The sequence below is a fragment of the Bradyrhizobium centrosematis genome, from assembly GCF_045571495.1.
Classification (GTDB): Bacteria; Pseudomonadota; Alphaproteobacteria; order Rhizobiales; family Xanthobacteraceae; genus Bradyrhizobium; species Bradyrhizobium centrosematis.
On sequence record NZ_CP120703.1, the window covers coordinates 1292341 to 1307061 of the forward strand.

16 protein-coding genes are annotated in these 14721 nt (G+C 65.3%); 3 read left to right on the forward strand and 13 right to left on the reverse strand.

Features of this window, described 5'->3' with window-relative positions:
• Positions 1-5: 5 nt before the first annotated feature.
• Together P6U31_RS06155 and P6U31_RS06160 are read right to left on the reverse strand one after the other, a co-directional pair.
• Positions 6-1487, reverse strand: coding sequence for an EAL domain-containing protein (locus tag P6U31_RS06155; RefSeq protein ID WP_407187348.1), 1482 nt, complete (start codon positions 1485-1487; stop codon positions 6-8).
• A 142-nt stretch (positions 1488-1629) separates the two neighbouring features.
• Positions 1630-3192 (reverse strand): winged helix-turn-helix domain-containing tetratricopeptide repeat protein, encoded by a 1563-nt coding sequence (locus P6U31_RS06160; protein ID WP_407187349.1) that lies wholly within the window; start codon positions 3190-3192, stop codon positions 1630-1632.
• Between the two features lie 119 nt (positions 3193-3311).
• Between P6U31_RS06160 and P6U31_RS06165 the strand changes: the two genes are divergently transcribed.
• The gene (locus tag P6U31_RS06165; protein WP_407187350.1) at positions 3312-4151 is read left to right on the forward strand and encodes a class I SAM-dependent methyltransferase; all 840 of its coding nucleotides are present in this window, start codon (positions 3312-3314) and stop codon (positions 4149-4151) included.
• Between the two features lie 50 nt (positions 4152-4201).
• Here the strand turns inward: P6U31_RS06165 and P6U31_RS06170 are convergent, their stop codons facing one another.
• The 7 genes from P6U31_RS06170 to uvrC all read right to left on the reverse strand — a co-directional run bounded on the left by P6U31_RS06170 (position 4202) and on the right by uvrC (position 10465).
• Positions 4202-5332 carry a YihY/virulence factor BrkB family protein gene (locus P6U31_RS06170; RefSeq protein WP_407187351.1) on the reverse strand — a complete coding sequence of 377 codons (1131 nt, stop codon included), beginning with the start codon at positions 5330-5332 and terminating at the stop codon, positions 4202-4204.
• Positions 5333-5920: a phage holin family protein gene (locus P6U31_RS06175; RefSeq protein WP_407187352.1), complete on the reverse strand. Its 588-nt coding sequence runs from the start codon at positions 5918-5920 to the stop codon at positions 5333-5335.
• Positions 5921-6004: 84 nt separating this feature from the next.
• Positions 6005-6964, reverse strand: coding sequence for a 50S ribosomal protein L3 N(5)-glutamine methyltransferase (gene prmB, locus P6U31_RS06180; protein WP_407187353.1), 960 nt, complete (start codon positions 6962-6964; stop codon positions 6005-6007).
• Complete coding sequence (locus P6U31_RS06185; RefSeq protein ID WP_407187354.1) at positions 6964-7446, reverse strand: molybdenum cofactor biosynthesis protein MoaE; 483 nt, start codon at positions 7444-7446, stop codon at positions 6964-6966. Before P6U31_RS06185 ends, prmB begins: the two co-directional genes overlap by 1 nt.
• A gap of 3 nt (positions 7447-7449) precedes the next feature.
• Positions 7450-7701 carry a molybdopterin converting factor subunit 1 gene (moaD, locus tag P6U31_RS06190; protein WP_027575806.1) on the reverse strand — a complete coding sequence of 84 codons (252 nt, stop codon included), beginning with the start codon at positions 7699-7701 and terminating at the stop codon, positions 7450-7452.
• On the reverse strand, positions 7698-8315 hold the full coding sequence (gene pgsA / locus P6U31_RS06195) for a CDP-diacylglycerol--glycerol-3-phosphate 3-phosphatidyltransferase (RefSeq protein WP_407187355.1): 618 nt from the start codon (positions 8313-8315) through the stop codon (positions 7698-7700). The genes moaD and pgsA overlap by 4 nt, the downstream gene beginning before the upstream one ends.
• Before the next feature lie 107 nt (positions 8316-8422).
• The gene (uvrC, locus tag P6U31_RS06200) at positions 8423-10465 is read right to left on the reverse strand and encodes an excinuclease ABC subunit UvrC (protein WP_407187356.1); all 2043 of its coding nucleotides are present in this window, start codon (positions 10463-10465) and stop codon (positions 8423-8425) included.
• A gap of 250 nt (positions 10466-10715) precedes the next feature.
• Here uvrC and P6U31_RS06205 point away from each other — a divergent pair, with 250 nt between their 5' ends.
• The gene (locus P6U31_RS06205) at positions 10716-11339 is read left to right on the forward strand and encodes an outer membrane protein (protein ID WP_407187357.1); all 624 of its coding nucleotides are present in this window, start codon (positions 10716-10718) and stop codon (positions 11337-11339) included.
• A 111-nt stretch (positions 11340-11450) separates the two neighbouring features.
• Here P6U31_RS06205 and P6U31_RS06210 read toward each other — a convergent pair whose 3' ends face one another.
• The 4 genes from P6U31_RS06210 to P6U31_RS06225 form a co-directional block, all read right to left on the reverse strand.
• Positions 11451-11666 (reverse strand): cold-shock protein, encoded by a 216-nt coding sequence (locus P6U31_RS06210; protein WP_008544396.1) that lies wholly within the window; start codon positions 11664-11666, stop codon positions 11451-11453.
• A 263-nt stretch (positions 11667-11929) separates the two neighbouring features.
• Entirely contained in the window at positions 11930-12790 is an 861-nt protein-coding gene (locus P6U31_RS06215) for a 23S rRNA (adenine(2030)-N(6))-methyltransferase RlmJ (protein ID WP_407187358.1), read from the reverse strand.
• A 167-nt stretch (positions 12791-12957) separates the two neighbouring features.
• Positions 12958-13662: a ribonuclease T2 family protein gene (locus P6U31_RS06220; RefSeq protein ID WP_407187359.1), complete on the reverse strand. Its 705-nt coding sequence runs from the start codon at positions 13660-13662 to the stop codon at positions 12958-12960.
• A gap of 118 nt (positions 13663-13780) precedes the next feature.
• Positions 13781-14242, reverse strand: coding sequence for a hypothetical protein (locus tag P6U31_RS06225; protein ID WP_407187360.1), 462 nt, complete (start codon positions 14240-14242; stop codon positions 13781-13783).
• 185 nt (positions 14243-14427) lie between these two features.
• Between P6U31_RS06225 and P6U31_RS06230 the strand changes: the two genes are divergently transcribed.
• Positions 14428-14721 carry a hypothetical protein gene (locus tag P6U31_RS06230; protein ID WP_407187361.1) on the forward strand — a complete coding sequence of 98 codons (294 nt, stop codon included), beginning with the start codon at positions 14428-14430 and terminating at the stop codon, positions 14719-14721.

The following is a 14721-nucleotide window of genomic DNA, read 5'->3' on the forward strand; positions in this document are numbered from 1 at the left end:
GCCGGTCAGATGCGGCGCGCGAGCGCCGCGTTGCCGGTGATACGCTGTGGCGGAGGCGCCGAAGACGTCGCGCCTGAGCTTTGTGTGCCGGAGCCATTGGGTCCCTGAATGTCCTGCGCCTGGTTCGGCGCGGCCCCGCCGGTAGCAGATGCCCCCTCTGGCCGCAATGGCCGGGGCGGTGCGAACAGGAACCCCTGGCCGAACCGCACGTCGTAATCGAGCAGATCGACCACGGCGCGCTCGCCCTCGATCCGCTCTGCGATCAGGTCGATGCCGAAGCGGCCCAGCAGGTCGGAGAGATCGGAAGGGTGGATGTCGGAAGTCGAGGCCTGCCTGGGGTCGAGCAGCAGCGCTGCCGGCACCTTGATGAAGCGCACGCCGCGGTCGGCGAGCTCGCGCGGCTCGATCCTGAGATCGGTGACATGGTCGATCGAGAAGCGGAAGCCGCGCTGGGCGAGCGCGGCGAGATTCTCGGTCTCGGCCGGGCCGAGACTGCGGAAGGTCGATTGCTTGAACTCCAGCACCAGCGAGGGCGCCAACGCCCGGTTGGCTTCGAGGAAGTCGAGGCATTGCGCGAAGGTGGTGGAATTGCCGAGCGTGGAAGCTGCGACGTTGCAGAACACGCCGACGTCCTTGTTGCGCACCATCAGGCGTCGCAGCACCTGCACACAGCGCAGCATCACCATGTTGTCGATGCGCCCGATCAGCCCGGAAGCTTCCGCGATGCTGATGAACTCCTCGGCTGCGATCAGCTGATCGCGCTCGTCGCGCACGCGCGTCACCGCCTCATAGAACCGCACCTTGCGCTGCGGCAAGGTCACCATCGGCTGCAGGAAGATGTCGACGCGATTCTCGTCGATGGCGTTGCGCAGCGTCGCCAGCAACTGAGTCTGGTTGCGTCCGGCGGCGGTCTGAATCGGGTTCGCGGTCTTAGCCTGGACCGCCGGCGCCGGCCGCGCCACCGGGGGCGGAGGTGCTGCGGAGGGCGAGGCAGGGGCGACCGGTCGGTCCTCGAACGGCGCCGCCAGATCGACCGGGGCCTCAGGCTCGGATGGGACGACCGGAGCGGGCGTCGGCGCGGCGCCGGCCAAGAGGTCTTCGTGAGCCGACACGGTGGTGGCGAGCTGCCTGACCAATCCGCCGAGCTCGTTGATCTCGCCGACCACCGACTGGATGCGGTCCGAGTTGGTCGAATTGGACGAGGCGATGCGGCCCTCGATCGCGGCCAACCGGCGGCCGAACTCGGCCACCTGGCGCGCGAGGTCGGCGGTGCCCCGCGACAGATCGGCGATCTGGCCGCCGACGTCGCTGCGGTCACGCAGCCGCATCGACACCGCGTTGTAGAGGATCAGGAAGGTCAGCGCGGTCAGCGCCACGATCGCGGATTCGGTTCCGCTGATGCCGGCGACGGCGTAAAGGACAAGCCCGAGCGAGGCTGCGACCAGAACCATGCAGATGGCGATGAAGATCGTCGAAATGCGAATCATGTCGCGCGTTATGCCTCAAGAGCTGACTGTCTCACCCGGGAAAACACGGGCCGCATCACGATTGCGTCCCGCCGCATGCTCCCCCAAGCCGCATGAGCTTAACATCATTGTTGATTCGAGGGGATAGCGGCCTCGCCGAGGCTCAAGTCAATCCGGCCCGGCGGAAGCCTTCGAGGTAGCGTTCGCGGTCGCTTGCAAGCTTGACCGGCATGAACTCGCCGAGCCAGGCGAGCGAGATGTTCGGCTGGGCACGGCGGAGCTCCTTCAGTGCCGCGTGGGCGAGATCCATCTGCCCGGCCATGCCGGCTGCCGCCGTCAGCACCCGATGCGCGCCGACGAAATCGCTGCGCTGGCGCAGGGCTTCCTGGGCGAGGCGGATCGCCTCCGTGTCATCGCCGCCGAGGAAGCGGGCATAGGCCGCGATACCGAAATAAACGGGGGCATAGGGATCGCGCGGGCTGAGGCGGATCGCCCGCCGCGCGGCCTCGTCGGCATCGCGCCAGCGGCCGCAATAGCCGAGCGCCAGACCATAATAACCCTGCGCCAGGGCGAAATTCGGATTGAGCCGCAGTGCGGTCTCGAATTCGGCCAGAGAATCCTCGAACCGGCGTGCAAACAAATTGACGTGGCCGAGCGCGTTGTGAGCCCAGGCGTCCTCGTTGTCGGCGCGGATGGCGGCCCGCGCGGCGCGTTCGGCGCTAGTGATTGCGCTCGCCATGTCCATCCAGCCCATATGTGCCGTGAACATGTAGCTGGTGCCGAGCAGCCCGAGCGCCTTGCCGTAGTTCGGGTCGAGCGCGATGGCCTTTTCGAGCAGGGCCTGCGCGACGACATGGTCCTGCCGGGTCACACGCCAGTAATGCGACAGCGCTCGCATCACGAGGTCCCAGGCATCCATGCTGTCCGGCGGCTTGCGTTGGGCGCGAAAGCTCTCCGCTGCATAGAGCTGCGGCTCGATCGCCGCGACGATCGCTTCGGTGATCTCGTCCTGCACGGCAAAGACGTCGGCAAGCTCGCGATCGTAGCGTTCGGCCCAGAGATGACTGCCGGTGGCGACATCGTTCAGCTGCGCGGTGATGCGCACGCGGTCACCGTCCTTGCGGACGCTGCCCTCGACCACGTAACGAACGCCGAGCTCCTCGGCGATCTCACGCAGATGAACCGCGCGGCCCTTGTAGATGAACGAGGAGTTGCGCGCGATCACGAAGAACCAGCGCAGCTTCGACAGCGCGGTGATGATGTCCTCGCTGATGCCGTCGGAGAAATAATCCTGCTCGGCCTCGCCGCTCATATTGACGAATGGCAGCACCGCGATGGCAGGCCGATCGGGCAGCGGCAAGCCTGCCGGTGGAGCGGCGGCGGGCCGGCTCGCCGCTGCCGGCGTCGCCGCCTCGGCGAGCTCGGTGACCTCGCCGACAAACCGGACGCCCTTGCGCGCGATGGTGCGGATCAGCCGTTGCTCCCCGCCATTGTCGTCGACCGCGCGCCGCGCGGCGTTGATCCGGCTGGTGAGCGTCGATTCCGAGACGACGCGGCCGTTCCAGACCGCGTCGAGCAGATTGTCCCGCGTCACCACGCGTTCACGGTTGCGAACGAGATGGAGCAGAAGATCAAACACCTGAGGCTCGAGCGCGATCAGCGTCTTCGCGCGCCGCAATTCGCGCCGCTCGGCATCGAGCACGAAATCCTCGAAATGAAACGCCACGCCAGCCTCGGGTCCGGCTCGGAAATCAAGATGCTCTCAGCGTAAAATAATGCCGCTCTCAAGGCCAGCGGGCCGCGTGCGCCTTATCGTCCCGGCGTTTTCAAACCCGGAGAATTGCCATGTCGACATCTGCCGCGCACAAACAGGCTCCCGCCGAGCCCGATCTCGCCGCCGTCAAGCAGCGCCAGCACGGCGCGTGGTCTTCCGGCGACTATGCCGTGGTCGGCACCACATTGCAGATCGTCGGCGAGCAACTCTGTGAAGCCCTGGACCTACGCGCCGGCAGCAAGGTGCTGGACGTCGCCGCGGGCAACGGCAACGCGACGCTGGCCGCGGCACGGCGCTGGTGTGACGTCACATCCACCGACTATGTGCCGGCGCTGCTCAAGCGCGGACAGGAGCGTGCGGCGGCGGACCATTTGACGGTCGAGTTTCGCGAGGCTGATGCCGAAGCGCTGCCGTTTGCGGACGCGAGCTACGACGTCGTGCTCTCGACCTTCGGCGTGATGTTCACACCGGACCAGGACAAGGCGGCCTCCGAGCTTGCCCGCGTCTGCAAATCCGGCGGCAAGATCGGCCTCGCCAACTGGACCCCGCAGGGCTTCATCGGCCAGCTGTTCAAGACCATCGGCAAGCATCTGCCGCCGCCGGCCGGCGTGAAGTCTCCGGCGCTGTGGGGCACGCGGGCGCGGCTCGAGGAGATGTTCGCAGGCCAGGCCTCGGACATATCGGCCGAGCCGCGAATGTTCGTGTTTCGCTATCGCTCGCCCGAGCACTGGCTCGATGTCTTCAAGACCTTCTACGGGCCGACGCTGAAGGCGTTTGCCGCGCTCGACGAGAGCGGCCAGGCCGCGCTGCGGCGCGATCTCCTGGCGCTGCTCGGTGAGTACAACCATGCCGATGACGGCACCATCGTCGTGCACAGCGAATATCTGGAAGCGGTGATCACCAAGCGCTGAGATGCGGCTCGATCGGGCCGGATGAGTTTCGGCCCGATCGTCGTCATTGGCTAGAATGGCGCGGCGGCACCGACGGTGTCAGCCGAGACGGCTTCTCGGGTGCCGAGCGGCTTGGGTTGTCCCTCGGTCGTGTCCCTCAGCGTCTGCCGTTCGATCTCCGAATTCAGCTCGGCGCCGAACATGATAACGATCGCGGACATCCACATCCACATCATCAGGCCGATCGCCGCACCAAGCGAGCCGTAGGTCGCATTGTAGTTGGCAAATTCCGAGAGATACAAGGAGAGCAGCGCCGAGCCTGCGATCCAGAGGACGGCGGCGATCACCGCGCCGAGGCTCAGCCATTGCCAGCGGGGCGCATCGCGGCTGGGCGCGAAGCGGTAGAGGATCGCAAGCGCCACCAGCAGGATGAGGAACATCAGCGGCCATCGTGCCAGCGCCACGATCAGCTTGCTTTCAGGCGCCATGCCGAGATGATTGAGCGCCAGCGGGAACGCCACGACGACGCCCACCATCACCAACAGTGCCACGATGCCGCCGACCGTGAAGGCCAGCGAGACCATGTTGAGCTTGATGAAGCTGCGCTTCTCGCGCTCCTCATAAGCGACATTGAGCGCATCGAAGATCGCCTTGACGCCGGCATTGGCGCTCCAGATCGCCAGCAGAAGGCCGAGCAGGAACGTGGCACCGAGCGTGGTATTGCCATGCGAGACCACGCGCGCCACCTGCTCCTCGACGATTTGGAACGAGCCCTCGGGCAGCATCGTCGCGAGCGTCTGGAGATTGGCGCTGATTGTCTTGGGATCGGCGAACAGACCATAGGACGAGACCAGCGCCGTAACCGCGGGAAAGATCGCAAGCAGCCCGAAGAACACGACGCCGCCCGCGGTCGCAAGCAGGCGATCCTCATCGATGCGCTGATAGGTCCGCCAGAAGATATCCTTCCAGCCCTTCCAGGGGATCTCGAACGGGGTCTTGGCGCGGCGGCCATGGCCGGACTGCGCGGCGGCGCGCGCGGGGTGCGTTTCCGGTGAATTCGCCTCGGCTTTGCGATGGTCCGGCGGTGGCCCCGATGGGTCCAGGTCCCTGTCCTGAAAATAGCGCTCTGCCGTCAACACGAAGACGGCCGTCGCCGCCACCAGCAGCCAGGAGTCGATCTGTTCGGTGCGCCGCATCAGCATTTAGGCGTCCAATCTGTGGCCGTGACGCCTGCGGCGCGCCGCCGTGAACCCCGCCAATCCGATCGCGGCGAGCATCAGGCCAAGCTGCACGGGTCGGTTGCCGCGCACAGGCCAAGCTGTCGCCCCATGGCGGCGCTCGCCAGGCGCGAGCGGCGCAAGCGGAATCGTGGTCGCGACCTCCTTCACGGCTTCTTTGACCGTTCCACGCGGAATCCGCGGGGTTGCGATCGCAACACGCAGCCGGCTGGCAAGTGGCACGACCGGCTTGGCCTTGCGCTTCATCTGCGCCATAGCCACGCCGGCGCAGACCGCCGCCAGCACCAGCAGCAATCCGCCGACGGCACCGAACCCCCAGAACTGCCCGTGGGTGATGGCGACAAAGCGGTACAGGGCGATCAATCCGACGAAGAAGGCCGCCATGACGAGCAGACCCGCGACCGCGAACAACCCGCCGGCCACCGCATACGACGTCACCTTGCCGGTTGCCTGGCTGGTCTGGTCGCGCAGATAGGATCGAGCGGCGCGTTTGACATGGTTGAGTTTCAGCGCCAGGCCGGCGCGCAGCAATTCGCCCGATGGCGCGAGCATGCGGACATCCTCCGAGAATTTGTTCGGGGGATGAACGTGGCGGAAATTGACTTGTTCCGACGGAGCGCCGTCCGTGGCGGTGAATCAGCCGAGATCGGCGGCCGAAATCCAGAACACCTCGCCCTCGGAGTCCTCAGTATCGAGCCAGAGCAGCGGCAGGTCCGGAAAGGCCTCGTCGACCAATTCCCGGCCGCGGCCGATCTCACAGATCAGCCCGCCTTCGCCAGTCAGGTGGTCGGACGCCTCAGCCAGGATCCGGCGCACCACATCGAGGCCGTCCGGGCCGCCGTCGAAGGCGAGCTTCGGTTCGGCCCGGCACTCCGGCGGCAGCGCGGCCATGCCTTCGGCGTCGACATAGGGCGGGTTGGCGATGATCAGATCATATCTGCTGTCGCCGAGCGGGGCGAACAGGTCACCGCGATAGAGGCTGATCCGGTCCTCGAGCCCGAACTCCCCGACATTTCGTGCGGCGACTTCGAGCGCGCCCTTGGAGATGTCGACGGCATCGACCGTCGCGTTCGGGAAGTGGTGCGCGGCGAGGATGGCGAGACAGCCCGATCCCGTGCAGAGGTCGAGCACCCGGCCGACGGCGGTGGGATCGTCGATCAGCGATCCGGCCTCGCCGTCGCCGCCGAAATGCGAATCCAGGAGCTCGCCGATGAAGGAACGCGGAACGATGACGCGCTCGTCGACATAGAAGGGCAGGCCGCGCATGTAGATCTTGTTGACGAGATAGGCAGCCGGCTTGCGTGTTGTGATGCGCCGATTGATGAGGTCGAGGACGGTCTTGGCTTCTGCGGCGGTGATACGGGCGTGGAGAAAGCCCTTGAACTGCTCGGGATCGAGATGCAGCGCTTCGCCAATCAGGAAGGCGGCTTCCGTGACCGGCTCGGTCGTGCCGTGGGCAAAGACTAGCTTGGCCTCGACAAAGCGGCTCACCGCATAGCGGAGGAAATCGAGCAGCGTGAGAAGCTCGCCGGGCCCCACTTTCGCAGGCTTCGGCGCGGCGCGGCCGCGCGCGGTCTTTTTGGATGCTCTTGCCATCAGGATTTGGTCCAGCGTGCGGCGGCCTCATCGTCACGGGCCTGGGCCTCGACCCAGCCGGTGCCGCTGGCGCTCTCTTCCTTCTTCCAGAACGGCGCGTTGGTCTTGAGGTAGTCCATCAGGAACTCGGCCGCTTGGAACGCGGCCTGGCGATGCTGTGAGGCGGTCAGCACCAGCACGATGTTCTGGCCCGGCATGAAGCGGCCGACGCGGTGGATCACGGTGACGCCGTTCAGCGGCCAGCGCGAGGTCGCCTCATTGACATGACGCCCGATCTCTTCTTCGGCCATGCCCGGATAATGCTCGAGCGTGAGCGCCGAAATCTTGGCGCTGTCCTCGTCGGCGCGGCAGATGCCGGAAAAGCTCACGACGGCACCGATGTCGGTGCGGCTGCCGGTCAGGACCGCGATCTCGCGCGCAATGTCGAAATCGTCCTCCTGAATGCGGATGGCGACGGGGCAGGCTGGGACAGGAGAGATCATGGCCTAGCCGCCGGTCATCGGCGGGAAAAACGCGATCTCGCGGGCGCCCGCGATCGCAGCGTCCGACTTGACGTGGGCGTGGTCGATGGCGGTGCGGATCACCTTCGGCTTCTCGAATGCGTAGGCATAGGCCTCGCTTTGGCCGGACAGCCAGGCGATCAGCTCCTCGACGGTGCGCACGCTCGCGGGCGGCTCGATGGTCTCCTCCGCCTTGCCGACGCGCTCGCGTACCCAGGCGAAATACTTCACCTTCATCCCTCGTCCTCCTTGATGAGGTGATGGATGCCGGCGCGGAAATAATCGTATCCGGTGTAGATGGTCAGGATGGCCGAGGCCCACAGCAGCGCCAATCCGATCATCGAGACCACGGGCACCACCTCGTCGCCGGCAGGTCCCGCAAGCAGGAAGCCGATCGCAACGAGCTGGACCGTGGTCTTCCACTTCGCAAGCTTGGTCACCGGCACGCTGACGCGGAGCGCGGCGAGATATTCGCGCAGGCCCGAGACCAGGATCTCGCGGCACAGGATCACGATGGCGGCCCACAACGACCAGCCATGAATGATGCCGTCGGCGGCCAGCATCAGCAGGCACGAGGCGACCAGCAGCTTGTCGGCGATCGGATCGAGCATCCGGCCGAATGCCGATTGCTGATTCCAGATCCGCGCATAATAGCCGTCGAGGTAGTCCGTCACCCCTGCGGCAATGAAAATGGCGACCGCGACCCAGCGCAACCAGAGCGGCTGATCCAGAATCGATTGCGCATAGATGCATCCGACCACGACCGGGATCGCGGCGATCCGGCCATAGGTCAGCAGGTTCGGGAGGGACATCGCGCGGCTGGTCGTCCCTCGTGTCGTGGCGATGTTCATCCGTCCTACCAATACCGCTCGTGGCCGAAGGTCAACCGTTCCGCTCACCAGATGGGTGTGGGATACGACGACCATATGACCAGGGCTCCCTTTGCGCCCCCTTTAGTTCATCCCGGCTGGGGATGGAAATACTCGAAAATCCTGCGGGCGCTTTCGGCGCTCACCCCCGGAACCTTGCCGAGATCGGCGATCGAGGCGCGTTCGATCTCCTTCAGGGTCCCGAAATGATGCAGCAAGGCACGTTTGCGCGACGGGCCGATGCCCGGAATTTCCTGCAAACCGGCCTCGCGGATGTCCTTCTTGCGCAGCTTGCGGTGCGAGCCGATGACGAAGCGGTGGGCTTCGTCGCGCAGGCGCTGGATGAAATAGAGCACGGGGTCGCGCGGCTCCAGCTTGATGGCCTCGCGTTCCGGCATGAACAGGGTCTCGCGGCCGGCATCCCGGTCCGGCCCCTTGGCAACTGACATCAGCGAGACCTGGGTCAGGCCGAGATTTGCGAAGATCTCGCGGACGGCGTTGAGCTGGCCGCGGCCGCCGTCGATGATGACGAGGTCGGGCCATTGCGGGAAATCGTCGTCCTTGGCCTTGGTACCGGCGTCCTCGGGCGGGTTGATCAGGCGCTTGAATCGGCGCTCCAGCACCTCGCGCATCATGGCGAAGTCGTCGCCGGGCGTGATCCCTTCCGACTTGATGTTGAACTTGCGGTACTGGTTCTTCACGAAGCCGTCCGGGCCGGCGACGATCATGGCGCCGACTGCGTTGGTGCCCTGAATGTGGCTGTTGTCGTAGACCTCGATGCGCTTGGGCGGATGCGGCAGGCTCAGCGTCGCGGCCATGGCATCGAGCAGGCGACTTTGCGTGGCGGTGTCGGCGAGCTTGCGGCCGAGCGCCTCGCGCGCATTGGTCAGCGCGTGGGCGACCAGCTCCTTCTTCTCGCCGCGCTTGGGCGCGGTGACCTCGACCTTGTGACCGGCCTTGATCGCCAGCGCATTGGCGAGCAGCTCGCTCTCCTCGATCTCGTGCGAGAGCAGGATGTTCCTCGGCGGCGGCTTGTCGTCGTAGAACTGGGCGAGGAAGGAGCCGAGCACCTCCTCCGGGGTGAACGTCTTCTCCGCGCGCGGAAAATAGGCGCGGTTGCCCCAGTTCTGGCCGGTGCGGAAGAAGAACACCTCGACGCAGGAGAAGCCGCCCTCCTGATGGATGGCGAACACGTCGGCTTCCTCGACCGTGCGCGGATTGATGCCCTGCTGCGACTGGATCGCCGACAGCGCGGCGAGGCGGTCGCGGTACAGCGCGGCGCGCTCGAACTCGAGCTCGCCGGCCGCCTTCTCCATCTCGCCGGCAAGCTCCTGCTTCACCGCATGGCTCTTGCCGGACAGGAAGTCGCTCGCCTCGCGCACCAGCGTCGTGTAGCCGCCGAAGTCGATCTCGCGGGTGCAGGGGCCGGCGCAGCGGCGGATCTGGTAGAGCAGGCAGGGCCGGGTGCGGCTCTCGAAGAAGGAATCGGTGCAGGAGCGGATCAGGAACGCGCGCTGCAGCGCCGTGATGGTGCGGTTGACCGCGCCGGCCGAGGCGAACGGACCGAAATAGCGTCCGGGCCGGCTCTGCGCGCCGCGATGTTTCAGGATCTGCGGCGCCCAATGGTCGCCGGTGATCAGGATATAGGGAAACGACTTGTCGTCGCGCAGCTGCACGTTGAAGCGCGGCCGCAGCTGCTTGATCAGATTGGCTTCCAGCAGCAGCGCCTCGGTCTCGGTGTTGGTCGAGACGATCTCCACGGTCACGGTGGCGGCGATCATGCGCAGGATGCGGGCGGGCAGCGGCGCGCTTTGCCGCGCATAGCTGGACAGGCGCTTTTTGACGTTCTTGGCCTTGCCGACATAGAGCACGTCGGCATTCGCACTGAGCATGCGATAGACGCCGGGCGAGGTCGGGGCAAGCCGGACCGCGCGTTCGATCGCCTCGTGGCCGGTTGCCAGCGGCTCCTCGCCGACGGCGCCGCTCTCCTCGAGGATATCCGGCAGCCGCGCATCGTCCTCGTCGTCGCCGCCGGTTGTGGCGGGATCGAGGTCGGGCGGGGTGTCGCTCGCCGTAGCCCGCGGCGATTTCCGCGCACGGTCGTCCGGATTGTCGGTGGAATCGTGAACCATGGAGCGAATTTAGGCGCTGGGGGTGCCGATTTGAAGTTCCGGCCGTGCGGCACGCACAGGACGGCGGCGCAGTTCCAGGTAACGCTTCCTTAAGTCTGTTAAGCGCGCGGTAACCCGGCTTAACAGCCCTTTAACTTAAAACTCTCGATAAATCTTACGCGAAAGAGTGGTGGTTCCCTCACCATGTGGCTTTGCCTCGCGCGGCGGCGCGGCGCCGCATCCGGTGACGGCAGTTGCGTTGGAGTGTGTGATGAAGAGGCTCGTTGTGGGCGCGGCCGCGCTGGTTGCGGCCGGCTGGACAGCTTCGGCAGAGGCCGCCGATCTCAATTACGGGCAGCGTGCGCCCTATACCGTCAACCAGCCGCTCAATGCGTATAGCTGGGCCGGTCCCTATCTCGGCGGCAACATCGGCTACGAATGGGGCTCGGTGGACAACAATCCCTCGAAGCCGTCGGGCTTCGTCGGCGGCGTGCAGGCCGGCTACAATTTCCAGAACGGACCATGGGTGTTTGGCGTCGAGGGCGACATCCAGGCCACTGGCGCCGACGACACCTTCGCGCCGTGGAAGTTCTCCAATCCCTGGTTCGGCACCCTGCGCGGCCGCGCCGGCTATGCCTTCAGCAACGTGATGTTCTACGGCACCGCCGGCCTCGCCTTTGGCGAGCTGCGTGGGCAGACCTTCGGCTGGGCGGAATCGCACACCACCGCCGGCTGGACCATCGGCGCCGGTGCGGAGGTCGGCCTGGCTCCGAACTGGAGCGCCAAGCTCGAATATCTCTACATCGATCTGTCGACGAGCCAGTTCGCAATCACGGGCGTGTCAAACGGCTATAGCGCCAGCGTTGTTCGCGCGGGCGTGAACTATCACTTCTGATAGCTGAAGAAGAAAATACCGGACCACAACTTCCCGGCCGCTCGCGGCCGGGATTTTTTTGCCAAGTATTTCTGCGCCGAGTATTGCGCCGAATGTGTTGCGTCAGGCCCTCTAGGAGAGGATGACCAGGTTGACCGCCTTTGGTCCCTTCCCCTTCTTGTCGGGCTCGACTTCGAAAGTAATACGCTGTCCTTCCGCAAGGTCCTTCAGTCCGGCCCGCTCCACAGCAGTAATGTGCACGAAGACGTCGCGGCCGCCGTCGTCAGGCTTGATGAAACCGTAGCCGCGTTCGCCGTTGAAAAACTTAACCGTTCCCGTCATGGCCATCGGGAAACTCCCCCTCATTGCTCCTCCGCCGCGACGCAGACTCACGTCACGACATGACCGGACGTTACGAAGCCCGGGAGCTGGCCATCCTTGGGCGAACCTGATGGTCCGGCCGGATCTTTCTTAGGCCTTCACTCCGCCGCAACCATTCGCGGAAGCGGAACGTAAAGCCAGTCACAGAAACAGCATAATACGGTTCTCTGCGGATTGACTACCGCTCCTGCATATTTTTCCCAAGAATGCCGGAGTGTTACGGCTTGGCTTTAAGGCTTGGGGACCTCCAATCGGAATCTGGCAGCGCCGCCCTGGCCGAGCGGCATTTCCAGCTCGGGCAGGATCGTCTTGAGCTCGCCCTGCAGCGTGTAGGGCGGATTGACGATCAGGAGCCCGGTGGAGGCAAGGGCGCCGCCGTCGAGCTGGGGCGCGACGCTGAACTCGAGGCGCAGACATTTTCCCGGTGGTTTTGCTGCAGCTGCGAGCCGGGCGACCGTTTGGGCCAGCGCGTCGGTGGCGCGCCGGTTCTTGGCCGGATACCAGATCACATAAATACCGGTGGGCCATTTGGCGAAGGCGGTGGAGAAGGCCTCGCTCAGCCGCTCGAACTCGTCCTTGGCCTCGAAGGGCGGATCGATCAGCACGAGGCCGCGCCGCTCCTTTGGCGGCACGAAGGCCGGCAGCGCCACCCAGCCGTCGAGACCGACCACGCGGGCCTGTTCGTCGCGGCGCAGCACGTCGATCAGCGCTTTCCGCGCCTTCGGCTCGAGCTCGCAGGCGACGAGCCGGTCCTGCGGCCTCAGCAGGCCGCGCGCGATCAATGGCGAGCCGGGATAGGCCTTGAGCTCGCCCTTCGGATTGAAGGCGCGGACGATGTCGAGATAGGGCTTGGTCAGCGCCGCGCTCTCGTTCGACAGGCGCGCCTGCATCAGCCGCGCGATGCCGGTCAGCCATTCGCCGCCCCGGCGCGCTTCGTCGCTGTCGAGGTCGTAGAGGCCGGCCCCGGCATGGGTGTCGATGACGCGGAACGCCCCCGGCTTCTCCTGCAAATAGGTGATGATGCGCGCCAGCACGATGTGCTTGATGACATCGGCGAAATTGCCGGCGTGGAAGGCGTGGCGGTAGTTCATGGGATCGGACTACGTTGTCTTGCGCGATCCTAACCCCTTGTCATTGCGAGCGCAGCGAAGCAATCCGGAATCCATCCGCGGCGGCAGTCTGGATTGCTTCGTCGCCAGCGCAAAATTGCTTTGCAATTTTTGTCGCGGGCTCCTCGCAATAACGAAGGCTGGAGGAACTAGCCGCCCCTGATCGGCGGCATGGTGACCTGATCGCGGCGGCAGGCGCGGCGTTCGATCTCCTCGCAGGCCCGGAATTGCAGGTCCTTGCTGAGGCAGATGCGGACCTCGGAGAGCCTGGTCCGGTTGCAGGTAACCGAGACGGCGGCACTGCTCAGCCCCGGATTGGCCTTGATGAAGGCTTCCTCGACCTCCGCCGGCGCCACCGTCTTGGTCTGTGACAAATCGAGATATTCGGCCGGTATCTTGATCGCGGCGCGCGCTTTGCGGATCGTCTCGAAATAGCTGCGATCGGCGAGGCCCGAGCAGGTGCCGTGCTTGTCCCACTCGTTGAAGATCAGTCCCGGCGCCGGCATCAGATCGAGCATCGAGGAGACGATGCTGCGGTTCAGGCGCGGCGCGGGCCGCTGGCAATATTCCGGGAAGCCGTTCTCATATTGCGGCCACAGGCCATGCACCACGAAGGCATAGGGCCGTCCGCTGCACTGGATTTGGGAGCGGCCGCCACGCTCGGCCGCCTCCTCGCAAAACGAGGGCGACCACGACAGCGACAGCACATAGAAGTCGAACTCGCCGGGCGTGTTCTGCCGCTTGTCCTGCGCCTTCGCCTCGCCGGCGACCGAGGCCAAGCCCGCGGCGAGGATCAGGGAAAGGGCCAGCGAGATCACCAAGCGAGACAATGAATGCAATCTGGAATGAAACATGGCGACGCCCCTCAACTAGACTGTGCGGGAAGCCTAGCAGCCGAGAAGAACATTTCAAGAACAAAATTCAGGCGGCAACCGTTTGGCCGCTGACTGACCCCGAATCAGGCTCTTCGAATCAGGGCTTGGCGGCGCGGCAGGCCGGATTGTAGGCCCAGTTGCGGTCGAGGCCGACCACGCACCATTCGACGCCGTTGCCATAGCCGGCGAAGCCGCCATCCTCGATCAGCGAGAAGTGCACCTTGCGCACCTTGCCGTCGTTGAGCATGGCGTCCGCGGTGCAATAGCGGCGCGGGATGTTGTCGGACTGCCAGGGACGAAACGCGGTCTCGCGGACGGCGGAGAAGCCGGTGATCCTCAGGGAGGAATTCCAGAACGAGCTTTCCTTTTCCCAGAACTGGGTGGCGATCGTCGGCAGCGCCCTGTCGCAATCGGCCACCGCGCCGTCATAGCGCGGCCCGCTCAGCCAGAAATTCATCTCGAGCGGATTGGCCGCCCTGGCTTCGCCGAGCGACAGCGCTCCGAACATGAGGCCGAGCACGGCGGCAAAGCGGAGCGATTTCGGGGAGGGGGCGCGCATGGTCAATCCGGACAGCTAAGGTCTTGCGAGGTTCGGACGGTGCCGCGAAGGCCGGGGGAGGTCAAGTGCAGCGCGGCAACACTTCGCCAGGAGTTGACCACAACGTCGCAGCCGGCAGGGCTTCGGTTCTTTTCACTTCCATCCCGGCACCGTAAACTGGCGGCCAGCCAATTGGAGTGACGGGAATGCGAATCATTGCGGCCGCGAGCCTTCTTGCCTTGGGGTTGATGGCGAGCCAGCCGGCGCGCGCGGATATCCTTCCGGTACCGCCGTTCAAGGGCAACGATACCGGCGGCATCATCGCCTATTCGATGGCCACCCAGGTCGATGCGCGGCAGGTCGCCGTCGATCACTGCGCGCGTTATGGCAAGGTGGTCAAATTCCTGGCGATGCAGGCCTATGAGGGCGGCTACATCTCGTTCTCCTGCCGCTGGGTACCCTATGGCGCCGCCAATCAGCCGATCCGCACGCTCTACTGA